Here is a 14,353-nt window from a genome sequence, read left to right on the forward strand (position 1 = left end):
GGCAATGAAGACGATGCCCCTGTCACTGCCACGGGCACCATTTCGATCAGCGATGTCGATAGTGACGATAACCCAACCTTTGCCGATGTTACACAGGCAGGCAACTATGGCTCGCTAGAGCTGGTGAACGGCAATTGGACCTACACCCTCGATCAGCCTGCGGTGCAGAACTTGGATGCCGGTGATGAGGTGACCGACACCATCACCCTCACTGCAAGCGATAACACGCAACAAAATATTGTTATCACCATTACCGGCACCGACGACTTACCTGAAGTCACCGGTAGCTTTACCGGCTCAGTGACCGAAGGTGACGTGGGCGATACCGCAGTAACTGCCACGGGCACTATTGCGATCAGTGATGTTGATGACGGCGATAATCCGACCTTTGCGAATACTACAGAAGCGGGGACTTATGGCTCTCTGGAACTAGTCGGTGAGAACTGGACCTACACCCTCGATCAGAGCTCAGTGCAGGATTTAGATGCCGGTGATCAAGTGACGGACACCATCACCCTCACTGCAAGCGATAACACACAGCAAGATATTGTTATCACCATTACCGGCACCGACGACTTACCTGAAGTCACCGGTAGCTTTACCGGCTCAGTCACCGAGGGCAATGAAGACGATGCCCCTGTCACTGCCACGGGCACCATTTCGATCAGCGATGTCGATAGTGACGATAACCCAACCTTTGCCGATGTTACACAGGCAGGCAACTATGGCTCGCTAGAGCTGGTGAACGGCAATTGGACCTACACCCTCGATCAGCCTGCGGTGCAGAATTTAGATGCCGGTGATCAAGTGACGGACACCATCACCCTCACTGCAAGCGATAACACACAGCAAGATATTGTTATCACCATTACCGGCACCGACGACTTACCTGAAGTCACCGGTAGCTTTACCGGCTCAGTGACCGAAGGTGACGTGGGCGATACCGCAGTAACTGCCACGGGCACCATTGCGATCAGTGATGTCGATGGCGATGACAATCCGACGTTTGCCGATGTTACACAGGCTGGCACTTACGGCTCTCTGGAGCTAGTAGATGGTGCTTGGACCTACACCCTCGATCAGAGCTCAGTGCAGAACTTGGATGCCGGTGATGAGGTGACCGACACCATCACCCTCACTGCAAGCGATAACACGCAACAAAATATTGTTATCACCATTACCGGCACCGACGACTTACCTGAAGTCACCGGTAGCTTTACCGGCTCAGTGACCGAAGGTGACGTGGGCGATACCGCAGTAACTGCCACGGGCACCATTGCGATCAGTGATGTCGATGGCGATGACAATCCGACGTTTGCCGATGTTACACAGGCTGGCACTTACGGCTCTCTGGAGCTAGTAGATGGTGCTTGGACCTACACCCTCGATCAGAGCTCAGTGCAGGATTTAGATGCCGGTGATGAGGTGACGGATACCATCACCCTCACCGCAAGCGATAACACGCAACAAGATATTGTTATCACCATTACCGGCACCGACGACTTACCTGAAGTCACCGGTAGCTTTACCGGCTCAGTGACCGAAGGTGACGAAGGCGATGCGGCCACTGCCACCGGCACCATCGCGATCAGTGATGTTGATGGCGACGATGCGCCAACCTTTGCGGATAGTACAGAGACCGGCACCTATGGCTCACTAGAACTAGTGAACGGCAATTGGACTTACACCCTCGATCAGTCTGCCGTACAGGATTTAGACGCCGGTGATCAGGTGACGGATACCATCACCCTCACCGCAAGCGATAACACACAACAAGATATTGTCATCACCATTACGGGGACCAATGACGCCCCCACCTTGGCTCAAGCCGTTTCAACACAAACTCTGCAAGAGGATTTTGTTAGCTACACCATTGATCTCAATACGGTGTTTTCCGACATCGACAGTGACGATACCTTGAGTTTCGATGTGGCAAATGTGCCCAGTGGAGTTTCTGTCTCTATTGATGCGAATGGAGTCGCGACCATTTCTTCGGTCGCCGATTGGAGTGGGACAGAGACAGTAAGCTTCCGCGCCACCGATACGCAAAATGCGAGCCTGACCCACGATGTCACCTTCAACGTCGAAGGGGTTGCTACCGCCCCCACCCTCACAGTCAGCCGTGGCGATCAATCACTGACTTATATCGATGACACGGGACAAATCTCCGCCACTGACCCTGGCGCAGGCGGGTCACGTGCGATTCTATCGCCTTTAACAATCTCCGGCACCGCCAATGAATCGGGCGAAACACTTACTTACCGAATCAGCGGCTTACCGGATGATGCAGTATTATCAGCGGGGACAAAAGAGGCAAGCACCGGCGATTGGCTACTCACGGACGCGCAACTGAGTGGTCTTAATCTCGCCTCTCCTGCCGATATTACTGGTGTCACGCTATCGATTACGGCTATCAGTACCGACGGCACGGATCAGGCATCAACCACGGCCACTCTGAATCTAGAAAATGACAGCTTTGCACAGACCGAAGGACAAGCCACCAGCATTGCTAGTGTCGACGGACTGATCAGCAACGATACAGACACACAGGCCTCTGTCACCCGCGTTGCCACCAATGCCAGCCAAGGAGAAAGTGGTAACAGTGAAATTGTGATCGGCCCTGCCACCATCGCCACCGCATTGGGTGGCAGTGTTACGGTCAACGCAGACGGTAGCTTTACCTACACTGCACCGGCAGTGAATCATGCAGGCGGCGGTCACGTCTATGACAGCTTCTCCTACCAAAGTAGCGAGAATGAAGAGTGGACAACCGTGACCTTCGATGTGAGCGACTCTGCGCCGGTAGCCCATGATGATAGTGATAGCGTAGCCTCTGGCGCCTCGACAGGTGGGAACGTGATCACTGCCGGCGCCGGTGCCGATACCCTCGGGGCGGATACCACCACGGTGACCGCGGTTAGCTTCAATGGCACCACGTATGCAGTCAACGGCAGTACTGTGATTGTCACATCGCAAGGGCAATTAACCATTCAACCCGACGGCAGCTACCTGTATCAATCATCGGTCGCGTCAACGACGGATGCCAGCACGCTGGACGATGAGGTATTCACCTATACCCTCACCGACAGCGATGGGGATACGAGTCAGGCGCAGCTCACACTCGGTCATGACAACAATACCCAGTTAAACGCCGATATCGCTTCAGTCAGCGAGCAAGGGTTAGTGAGCGACGATAATAGTCAAACCACCCAAGGTAACCTGTTGGATAATGATACGGGGATTGGCGTTAATGTCAGCCTGCATCAAATTAATGGGCAAAGCTTTGGCAGTGATGGGGTTTTAACCCTCACCACTGCCAGTGGCACTCTGACTGTTTATAACCAAGACAACACCCAAGGTTATCGCGCGGGTGACTACACCTATACGCTCAATAATGCCACCAGCGGTGATAACGTGAGCGAAGCCTTCACCTACACCACCTATGATCCGACGGCGTCTACGGCGTATCGCTCATCGACATTAACGGTCAATGTGCAAGATGACACGCCGACCTCAGACAACATCGAAAGTGCCTTGTACGCGACGGCGGAGAGTAGCTCGACGTTTAACCTTATTCTCACCATTGATCTGTCCGGCAGTATGTCCGATCCGGTTGACCCAAGCGATCCGGATTCACCCACTCGGATGGAAGTCACTAAAGCCGCGCTAAAATCGATGATTGAGGAATACGACAGACTCGGGGATCTTAATATCCAAATTGTGTCGTTCTCGGATACGGCGAGTTCATCAGGCTGGCTTCTTAATGACGCCGCCAGCGCGTTGGATGCCATTGAGGGCTTATACGCAGGTGGCGCGACCCGGTACGATAACGCGCTCAATGAGATCATCAATAATATTGATGCATCAGGGATCAGCGCAGATAAGACTATCTCGTATTTTATCTCGGACGGGATGCCCAATGATGACTTTGAAAGTAACACCAGCCTGCAAAGCGCATGGCAAACTTATGTCAGTACGCAAGGTATTGACGAGTCCTTCAGTGTCGGGGTCGGGGATGGCATTACGACATCGCCACTGACACCGATTGCGGCAAGCAGTTCAGGCAATACCAGTGACAATGTGTTGCTGGTCACCGATGAAAATGAGCTCGCCTACTCACTGCTACAAACCATTGAGAGTGGACAAGTGTCAGGCGGTCTCGTGCTGACGGATGATGACGGCAATACTGTCTCTTTGTTCGGCGCCGACGATGGCTATATTTCTACACTCACCTTGGATGGACAAACGTACAACTATGACCCGGCGACTGACAGCGCGCAGCAGACCTTTGAAACCGCAAAAGGCGGTATCCTCACCATCAATTTTGATACCGGCGAATACGACTACCGCGTTGCGGTCGACAGAAATATTCTCAACGAGCAAGAGCAAATTGCGCTGACGCTTACCGACAACGATGGCGATACCAGTGAGGTCAATGTCGCCATTAACCTCTACTACGAGGCACGGCTAGATGCCAATCACGATATTGTAATCACCAATATTCATGATGGTAGTCCGATCGTCATTCCCGGTTTGGCCTTAACCCATAACGATATTCCTTCGATGGACAGTACGATCACGGCCACCAGTAATGCGATACAAGGGTCGGTAACGGGCACAGATGACGTCACTTTCACGCCCGATAGTGCGATGAATACGCAAAGCTTCCTTGATCCCATCGGTAACGATTCCGAGTTTATTGCTGAATCCGAACTGGGCGATTTCGCCAGTTCCTTTGCTCAGGCACAGAGCCTAGACCGCGGTAAATTCGGCACCATGACACAGGAGGTTTGGACACACATTGATGCTGGTAACTATGGTGCCAATGCTGCGCTGACGGGGACGGTCCAGAACGGCATTGATAGTGATATGACGAAAATGGATCTTTACCAGAACGAAACCTTACTCTTTGATGATGACCATTGGTTCAATGATCTAAGCGTGAGAGTCTATGACCAAAACCAACAGCTTTTGGACACCCTCAATCCCGACTCTGGCAGTAATAGTTTTACGGCCGGTCAGCAGGGCACTTACTACTTTGAGATCGTTTCCAACAATGGATCTAATGACACCGAAAGCTACGAGATTTACCTTACTTTGGATAGCTCGAATGCGGTGTTACCAGAGCCTGAGCATCAATTTGAGTACACTACCTCTAACGGCAGTTATATGGACAGTGCACTTGTTGATATTATTGCCATTGATGACCAAACGCTAGAAGGTAATTATCAAAGTGAAATTCTCGCGGCCGGTACAGGTGACGACACCCTGATCGGTAACGAAGGAGATGATAGCTTACTCGGGAACCACGGCGATGATACGCTTGATGGCGGCCTTGGCGATGATTTGCTGATTGGCGGTCAAGGTGACGACACGTTGACAGGGGGGCTTGGGTCGGACACTTTCGCCTTTTTGAGCGGTGATCAAGGGTCTATCGGCGCTGAGGCGGTTGATCGTATTACTGACTTTGATGTGCAAAAGGACATACTGGATCTCTCCGAGCTTCTGATTGATGAAGACCAAGACGGTGCGAATCTAGAAGACTACCTAACCCTTGAGGACAACGACCAAGGTGAAGCCACCTTGTACATCGCCTCGGCGGGCGATAATCAAATCGACCAGCACGTGGTGTTTGAAAACCTCAGTGTGGCAGACATGGCTAGTGCATACGAAATTGATATGAGTGGCCTGAGCAGCCAAGAGCTAAGCGCTTCTGTGATTGATGCCATGATCCAACAAAGCAAACTGATGACAGACTAACTCATGCCTAACGCGCACCTTATGCGTGATAGTCGCAAGTTTACGTTTTATTTTGCCTAACAAAGGGGCAGAATAGCGCCAAAACTTGCCAGAAGCATTACGGGAGCGATTTTGTTATCTGAGTTGAAAAACATCGCCCAACTGTTGGTCGAAAACAAACTATTGACCACCATTGGTGTTATCGTCTTTGTTAGCGTGATCCGTCGCCTGATTTTGCGTCATATTCGCGGTGATAGTAACTTTCTCAGCGAAGATCAACGTAAGTGGATATCTCGCACTAAAAATGGTGCATTTAGTCTGCTTTTACTGTTTTTGTTCTTGTTTTGGAACACAGAAATTAGTGAGTTTGCCCTCTCGCTCACAGCCATTGCGGTCGCGGTGGTAGTGGCTTCCAAAGAAATTATCCTGTGCTTTACCGGTTCTATTCAGCGCGCCAGTTCACGATCGTTTCGTATCGGGGATTGGATTGAGGTCGGTAACTCTCGTGGCGAAGTGATCGAGCACAATTTGATGGCGACCAAAATTCAAGAAATTGATACCCATCATGGGCACTATTGCTACACCGGAAAAACCGCGACATTACCGAACAGCTTGTTTTTCTCTACCACTGTGAAAAACCTGAACTTTATGAAGCGCTATGTTTATCACCATTTTCACCTGGTGATCCGTGGCGATATAAATTTATACCCCCATATTCCCGCACTACTGGCGCGTATTGATGATCACAGCGAAGACTTTATGGATATTGCCCGACGTTATAACCATGTGATTGAGCGCCATGCTGGTGTCGATCTTCCTGGCCCAGAGCCTCATCTTTACCTCTCGCACACAGAGACAGGAGAGCAACTGGTGCATGTGCGATTGTTTTGTCCTACCGAGCGTGCGGCCGAATTAGAGCAGCTCATTCGCGAGGATGTGATGACGCTTTATTGCGAAAAGCTGCTCCCCGCAGCAGACGGTAAACTGAGCGAACAAACCGAGCGGTCAGAGTCAGAAACGGCCACACCTTCAACACCGGCTTGATATAAAAAAGCGCTCGTGGCTATCACGAGCGCTATCCACTAAGTAACAACACATCACGCCTAAGAATCACTTACAGTAAAAACAACGTTCCTAAGCCTAAGAAAGCGACAAAACCGACGATGTCAGTCACCGTGGTTAAAATCACTGAGCCTGACAGAGCCGGATCAATCTTCAGCTTCCCTAATAACACAGGTACAAAAATCCCCGCCAGTGCAGCACTGATAATATTGGCGACAATCGCGGCGCCAATCACCGCACCGAGTCCCCAGCTTTCAAACCAATAACCCGCAATAGCACCAATCACAAGCGCCCAAAGCACGCCATTGAGTAGCCCCACTTTAAATTCCTTACTCAAAAGGGGCTTTAAGTTAGCCTTAGATATTTGTCCTAACGCGAGGCCTCGCACGATCAGCGTCAGCGTTTGACTACCGGCAATCCCACCCATTGAGGCGACCACGGGCATCAATACGGCAAGCGCGACCACTTGTTGCAATGTCGCTTCAAACAAACCAATAAACCAAGAGGCCAGAAAAGCCGTCATCAGGTTAATCCCAAGCCATAACGCGCGATTACGCGCACTTTTCATCACCGGGGAGAATAAGTCTTCATCTTCATCCAAACCCGCCGTGGCCATGATTTGCGCTTCTGCCCGTTCCGCTTGCATCTCATAGGCAGTACCAAGGTCAAGCCGGCCAATTAACATGCCGCCATCATCCAATACGGGTAGCGCGATTTCTTCACTGCTCGCGACTTTGTCGGCACTGGTATAGATATCATCACGCGCATTCAAGCTGGGAAATTGCTCGCGTACCAGCTCACTGATTTTGAGAATACCATCCGCGCCGAACAGCTTATGAATAGGCACCGCACCCACCCAAATGCCTCGACTATCGACCACGAAGACATGATCGCAATATTTTGGCATCACCCGTCGAAGTAGACGGAGTACCACATTTACCTTGGTTTTAGCCGGCACCACCAAAGGTTGATGATCACACCAATGGCCCACTTGAGTATCCGCATATTGTTGCGCAGAGGCGTAGCGTTGCTTTTGCTCCGAGTCCATCCGACCGAGCGCTTCCTCTAACAGCGGTTCGGTCAACACATCTTGCAGTTCCAACAAGGTGTCCGCGTCAAGATCAGCGAACAGTGTATGTAGCTGTGCCTCATCAACGGCACGGATAACCGCTTCGCCTGCGTCATCGCGCATCTCCGCCAACACAGGAAGCTGTATTGAAGGAGAGAGTTGCTCCCAAAAGCCCACACGATCGCTAACAGGTAAGGCTTCTAATAACAAAGCAAGGCTATCAACACCGTGTGCTTGCTCTATCTCTTGTATCGTTTCGGGCGCACCTTGATCGACTTTTGATAGCAAATCATCAATCACTTCTTGTCTATCACTCGTTTGCATGGTATTTCCTTCTCAACGGTCATCATGTGCACAGAAACCCAGCGACCCGCCCCGGTAGGGCGTCCCTCTCAACCAGTCTCCCATATGCCATGATAGTGCCGCTTCCAGTGTGCGATGGTTATCACATATCATCGCTGATTTTTCAGATTCTTACCACGAATAACCGCTATCACTTCTATGGTAAAAGCAAGGCAGAGCAATAACGAGTAATGATAACAATGCCGGTTCAATCAACGGAAAAAGTGTGTGTGGGTTGGCGCGAATGGATTAGCCTCCCAGACCTAGATATTGCGCGTATAAAAGCCAAAATTGACACGGGCGCGCGTACTTCATGCTTGCATACCTTCAAAATTGAAGAGTTTGAAAAAGGAGGCGCTGCTTGGGTTCGTTTTTGGATCCACCCTCACCAAGGTGATGACGAACATGTTATTCAAGCGGAAGCGCCCGTGCTTGCGCGCCGTGTCGTGCGCGACTCTGGCGGGCACGAGCAACTTCGCTATGTGATTCAGACCACACTCAAAGCCGGTGAACTGTGTTATCCCATAGAGATGACACTCACCGCACGCGATAACATGCGCTTTCGTATGCTGTTAGGTCGTACCGCGATGACAGGCAACGTCATTGTCGATCCTATGCATTCATTCCTGCTCGGCAAATAGGAGTCCTAACCACAATGAAAATCGGTATCCTTTCCCGGAATAAAAACCTCTATTCCACTCGACGTCTGATTGAAGCGTGCGAACAGCGTGGTCATGAGTATAAAATCATTGACGCGCTGCGCTGTTACATGAGCATCAACTCCACACAACCGTCAATTCATCTTGCTGGCGAAGAGCTAGAAGGGTTTGAAGCCATCATCCCTCGTATCGGCTCATCGGTGACCTTTTATGGCTGTGCCGTACTGCGCCAGTTTGAAATGATGGGTGTTTTTCCCGTTAATGAGTCCGTGGCTATCACCCGCTCTAGAGATAAGCTGCGCTCGATGCAATTGCTATCACGTAAAGGCATAGGCATGCCACATACTGGGTTTGCTAGCAAGCCTGGGGATGTTGGAGACCTATTGGAAATGGTCGGCAGTGCCCCTGTGGTCGTCAAACTGCTGGAGGGCACTCAAGGCATTGGTGTCGTCCTCGCCGAAACCAAAAAAGCGGCTGAGAGTGTAATAGAAGCCTTTATGGGCCTAAAAGCAGACATTTTGGTGCAAGAATATATTAAAGAGTCCAGCGGCGCCGATATTCGCTGTTTTGTGATTGGTGACAAAGTCATCGCCGCGATGAAACGTCAAGCCCAGCCAGGGGAGTTTCGCTCCAATTTACACCGAGGTGGTTCCGCAACCTTGGTACGGATCACACCGGCAGAGCGTCGAACCGCCATTGCTGCGGCTAAAGCCATGGGACTCAATGTCGCTGGGGTCGATTTACTGCGCTCCGAGCGCGGCCCTTTGGTGATGGAAGTCAACTCCTCACCGGGGTTAGAGGGCATAGAAAAAGCCACCGGGAAAGACGTCGCGGGTATGGTGGTGGAATACATCGAAAAGACTGCTAATGCCAAGAGGACGCGAACTCGTGGTAAGGGCTAAAAGAAACAATGCTATCGATATCGGGGGCGAGACCGTTAACCCAGGTGATCGCCTTAGCTTAGAGCTGGAAATCGCCAAGCTTTATACCCACGCCCCACTCAACGTGAGTATAGAGGTTCTTAACGGCAAACTATCGGGCCCTACACTGTTAATCTGTGCGGCCATTCATGGCGATGAGCTCAATGGTATCGAGATTGTTCGCCAAATTATGGCGAGAACCGACACCCAAAAACTACGCGGAACAATCGTTGCCATTCCCGTTGTTAATGTATTTGGCTTTATTCACAAGTCTCGCTATCTGCCGGATAGGCGTGATTTGAATCGCTCCTTTCCGGGCTCTGAACGTGGCTCAATTGCCGGGCGCATGGCGTATCAGCTGTTTAATGAAGTGATTAGCCAATGCACCCATGTGATCGATTTGCATACCGCCGCTATCCACCGCACCAATCTACCGCAAATCCGCGCCAATTTAGATAACCCAGAAGCGGGGGCGATGGCGACCGCATTTTCCGCCCCTGTGGTTGTCGACGCCGCCTTAAGGGGCGGCTCCTTACGCGCAGAGGCAGAGGCAATTGGCATTCCGGTGATCACCTATGAGGCCGGTGAAGCCCTACGCTTTGAGCCTTACGCAATTAACGCAGGGGTCAGGGGAGTGATACGCGTAATGCGCCACTTGGGTATGCTGCGTCAGTCGCGGCGGAAATTACCTTACAAACCCGTCACAGCCAGAGCAACCCGATGGGTGCGCGCCGATGCCGATGGCATATTCCGCAGCCACATTGCACTGGGTGAAATGGTCTCCAAGCAACAAGTAATCGGTATCATTTCTGATCCAGCAGGCAGCCAAGAGGTAGAAGTGATCGCGCCTCAGAGCGGTATCCTCATCGGGCAGCAAACACTGCCCGTGGTCAATGAAGGTGACGCTATCTTTCATATTGCTTTTTTCTCACAGTCTGACGATTTGATTGAACAACACTTGGAGGGTTATCGAGACCAAGTCAAAGACGACCAAGATGATGAGTTAAAGTGGGGAATTGGTACGCTATCAACATGATCGAGTCACGAGAAACAAACCGTACTACTTGCATCGAGCAATAAGATTCATAACACTACGCGTTTTGTAGCACGGGCAGCCGCCCGTTCAATAAGAGGAACGACATCATGCTGACATGGCAAGACATCGTCGCTCGAAGTGAAAGCGGTAATCTCGCGCCGCCGTCGCGGGTTGAGAAAACAGACCAAGAGTGGCAAACACAACTCAGTGAAGAAGCCTTTCGTGTTACCCGGCAAAAAGGCACAGAGCGCGCGTTCAGCTCAGGCATGTGTACGCTCTTTGAGCCAGGGCGTTATGGGTGCACATGCTGCGGCACCTTGCTGTTTGATGCGCATGAAAAGTTTGATTCAGGTACAGGCTGGCCCTCGTTTACGCAACCGGCGCAAGATAATGCTATCGCTTATCACAAAGATGGCAGTCACGGGATGACACGGATTGAAACCACCTGTGCGACCTGTGACGCGCATCTTGGCCATGTATTTCCTGATGGTCCCCCACCATCTGGTTTACGCTTTTGTATGAATGCCGTCGCGTTGAAAAAACTCGATTAAAAAGTACCTGTCCCGCTGAAAACGCAGAGCTCTACCTCGGCTCTGCTATACTATTCATTAACCGTACTGCCGCTATCAATCACGTTTATATCCTATTGCATCGCACGACGCAGAGGTGACATGCTACTGGGGCTCTCTCTACCTTCCGCTCGCCACATTTTGTTGTGGAGCTTCATTTACGGGGCAATCGTCTGGCTGGATATGCGCTATTTATCCGCGATACTCGATGTCCACACGGTCACCTTGCTCAATATCTCCAGTGGCCTTGCGGTGGTATTATTCCGGCATCTGGGAATGGGGATGATACTCCCGCTTATCCTTGCCGGCTCTCTTGGCCACGGTCTAGCCGCCATCGCCCGCATCGAGTCGCTCCATCTCGCGACAGGCATTTTTTTTGGTACATTTTTAACGCTCGCCTCGGCGCTCTCCGCATGGCTATGGCAAAAATATTATCCACATTGCCTGGATACAGTGCGGGCCCTTTTTCGGTTTGTTCTCGTTGGATGCCTATTCCCCGCAATAGTAATGATGGCCATTGTCGCCATCCCGCTTTATATCGATGATCAGTTAGTTCACGGACGACTACAATTCTTGACCATTGAATTTATGATGACTTACACCACATCAACACTGCTTTGGGTCAGCTTGTACACCGCTTGGCAAAGGCTGGGGATCGACTGGTCAAAACTCAGTTGGCAAAACGTGGGCTACGTCACTGCCATTATGGCACTAACACTCATCAGTTTTTCTGTGTTTCCAGGCGCAATCTACATCGAGCTTGCGTTGCTGATTTATATCGCGTTCTCCGGCCATTGGCGTACGCTTCTGATTGGTCTTTGTGGCTTAATCATCGTGTCTATCTTAATGGTACCATTCGATATGGGCGCATTCGCGATCCCTAACCTCTATGACGGCGTGTTAGCACTGCTTATTTTTATCTTTACCACCGTACTGGCCAGCATCAGTATTTCCATCCAAGTGATGGAGTATAAAAATGCCGTGGCAGCACGAGACAGCTGGCAACGAAAAGCCAGCTTAGATCCACTGACGGGCACCGTTAATCGCTACGGCCTATTGCCTGAATTAGCGATTGAATACGAGCGCGCTCGGCGAACGCAGTACACCTATACGGTCGCAGTCATTGATGTCGATAACTTCAAACAATTTAACGACACATATGGCCACTCCGCCGGCGATCGCGTCTTGCAAGATGTTGCTGCTGAGATCACACGCGCCGTTCGCCAAACCGATTTGGTGGCTCGATATGGTGGGGAAGAGTTTGTGATTATCTTTCGCAATACTGACAGTCACGATGCCTACTATGTGGCCGAGCGTATTCGCCAACGTATTGCGGCGAATACCTCACAGTTTGACAATCAATCGCTCACCTACACGGTCAGCTGTGGCTTATCCGAAAGCCGCCCAAGCGATAGCCACCCTGAGCAAGTATTTGACCGTGCCGATGATCACCTATATACCGCCAAAAGCTTGGGACGCAATCGTGTGGTGGTAGCGCCCAACACGGCGGAATGAGCCGCGCTATTCCGCAATGCCGCCCTTTGTCAACTTGGTTGGATCAAGCAGCTGCGAGAGCTTCTCTCGACCCAGCTCGGTCTCTTCTTCGGCGACATCGAGAATGGGGCGGCCTTGTTGGTATGCTTTCTTGGCAATCTCTGCCGCTTTCAGGTATCCCACAACGGGGTTAAGTGCGGTCACTAAGATAGGGTTACGAGACAGCGCGGCTTGCAGGTTATCTTCTCTCACGTTAAAGCTGCGAATCGCTTTATCAGCAAGCAGTCGGCTTGCGCCAGCGAGCAAGTTGATGCTTTGCAACACGTTCGCGGCAATCACTGGTAACATCACGTTAAGCTCAAAATTCCCTGACTGACCTGCCACCGTCACTGTGGTGTCATTGCCCATCACCTGAGCTGATACCATCGCCGCCGACTCAGGGATCACTGGGTTGACCTTGCCTGGCATAATTGACGAGCCTGGCTGCAACCCTTCCAGCTCGATCTCACCGAGCCCTGCGAGTGGACCGGAGTTCATCCAGCGCAAGTCATTACTTAGCTTCATGGTTGCCACGGCGGTCGTTTTTAGCTGGCCGTGAAGCGCAACCAACGCATCTTGGCTACCAATGGCAAAGAATGGGTTCTCACTGGCAGTAAAACCCGTCTTGCTAAGCGCGGCTACCGCTTCGGCAAAACGCTCGGCAAACAATGGATGAGCATTGATCCCGGTTCCCACCGCGGTGCCACCCTGAGCCAATGCGCGTACCGATGACAGGCTTTGGGTAATTTGTACCATCGCGTGCTCGATCTGCTGAGACCAAGCCTCTAGCTCTTGGCCGATAGTAACAGGCATGGCATCCATCAAATGGGTACGACCCGTTTTCACGATGTGGCCAACTGACTGTTTCTTTTCCTGTAACGCATCACGCAGATGCGCGAGTGCAGGTAGCAGCTTTTGCTCACAGCCTAATGTGGTACTGATCTGAATGGCCGTTGGTACCGCGTCATTGCTGCTTTGGCTCATATTGACATGATCGTTAGGACTGACCGTCTCACCGGATTTCTCGGAGGCTAAGGTAGCAAGCACCTCGTTCATGTTCATATTAGAACTGGTACCAGAGCCCGTTTGAAAAACATCAACAGGAAACTGTTCAATGTGATTCCCCGCCATGATTTCTTTTGCGCTCTCACATATGGCACCGGCAATCTTACTCTCTAACAACCCTAGCGACTCATTTGCCTGTGCCGCCCCATGCTTCACCATCGCCAGCGCACGAATAAAGTCCGCTGGCATCGTCTGATCACTGATTGCAAAATTATTCACCGCACGCTGTGTTTGAGCCTGATACAGCGCCTGCTCAGGCACCTCAACATCGCCCATACTGTCTTTTTCAATACGTGTTTTTGTCATTTTGATACCTTCCTTTCACGTTACGATAATGGTTATCATTAACATATTACGCC

9 protein-coding genes are annotated in these 14,353 nt (G+C 51.2%); 7 read left to right on the top strand and 2 right to left on the bottom strand.

From position 1 onward, the window contains the following. Both WN56_RS13375 and WN56_RS13380 read left to right on the top strand, forming a co-directional pair. A partial coding sequence (locus WN56_RS13375) for a VCBS domain-containing protein (protein WP_156146681.1) occupies positions 1-5,760 on the top strand: 5,760 nt, incomplete at its 5' end. A gap of 111 nt (positions 5,761-5,871) precedes the next feature. Further along, positions 5,872-6,783, top strand: coding sequence for a mechanosensitive ion channel family protein (locus tag WN56_RS13380; RefSeq protein ID WP_046075489.1), 912 nt, complete (start codon positions 5,872-5,874; stop codon positions 6,781-6,783). A 70-nt stretch (positions 6,784-6,853) separates the two neighbouring features. Here WN56_RS13380 and WN56_RS13385 read toward each other — a convergent pair whose 3' ends face one another. Beyond that, positions 6,854-8,194 carry a magnesium transporter gene (locus tag WN56_RS13385; RefSeq protein WP_046075490.1) on the bottom strand — a complete coding sequence of 447 codons (1,341 nt, stop codon included), beginning with the start codon at positions 8,192-8,194 and terminating at the stop codon, positions 6,854-6,856. A gap of 218 nt (positions 8,195-8,412) precedes the next feature. On the opposite strand from WN56_RS13385, the gene WN56_RS13390 reads away from it, so the two are divergent. The 5 genes from WN56_RS13390 to WN56_RS16595 all read left to right on the top strand — a co-directional run bounded on the left by WN56_RS13390 (position 8,413) and on the right by WN56_RS16595 (position 12,911). Beyond that, positions 8,413-8,853 (top strand): ATP-dependent zinc protease, encoded by a 441-nt coding sequence (locus WN56_RS13390; protein WP_046075491.1) that lies wholly within the window; start codon positions 8,413-8,415, stop codon positions 8,851-8,853. Positions 8,854-8,867: 14 nt separating this feature from the next. Beyond that, positions 8,868-9,773, top strand: coding sequence for a 30S ribosomal protein S6--L-glutamate ligase (gene rimK, locus WN56_RS13395; RefSeq protein ID WP_046075492.1), 906 nt, complete (start codon positions 8,868-8,870; stop codon positions 9,771-9,773). Beyond that, entirely contained in the window at positions 9,739-10,827 is a 1,089-nt protein-coding gene (locus tag WN56_RS13400; RefSeq protein ID WP_046075493.1) for a succinylglutamate desuccinylase/aspartoacylase family protein, read from the top strand. The genes rimK and WN56_RS13400 overlap by 35 nt, the downstream gene beginning before the upstream one ends. A 107-nt stretch (positions 10,828-10,934) precedes the next feature. Next, on the top strand, positions 10,935-11,378 hold the full coding sequence (gene msrB / locus WN56_RS13405; protein WP_046075494.1) for a peptide-methionine (R)-S-oxide reductase MsrB: 444 nt from the start codon (positions 10,935-10,937) through the stop codon (positions 11,376-11,378). Positions 11,379-11,498: 120 nt separating this feature from the next. After that, positions 11,499-12,911, top strand: a complete 1,413-nt coding sequence (locus WN56_RS16595; RefSeq protein WP_077579484.1) for a GGDEF domain-containing protein — start codon at positions 11,499-11,501, stop codon at positions 12,909-12,911. Positions 12,912-12,917: 6 nt separating this feature from the next. Here WN56_RS16595 and WN56_RS13415 read toward each other — a convergent pair whose 3' ends face one another. Continuing rightward, a complete protein-coding gene (locus tag WN56_RS13415) occupies positions 12,918-14,300 on the bottom strand; it encodes a lyase family protein (protein ID WP_046075495.1) in 1,383 nt (460 codons plus the stop codon). Positions 14,301-14,353: the final 53 nt, after the last annotated feature.

This window comes from Salinivibrio sp. KP-1, assembly GCF_000968645.1.
GTDB lineage: Bacteria > Pseudomonadota > Gammaproteobacteria > Enterobacterales > Vibrionaceae > Salinivibrio > Salinivibrio siamensis.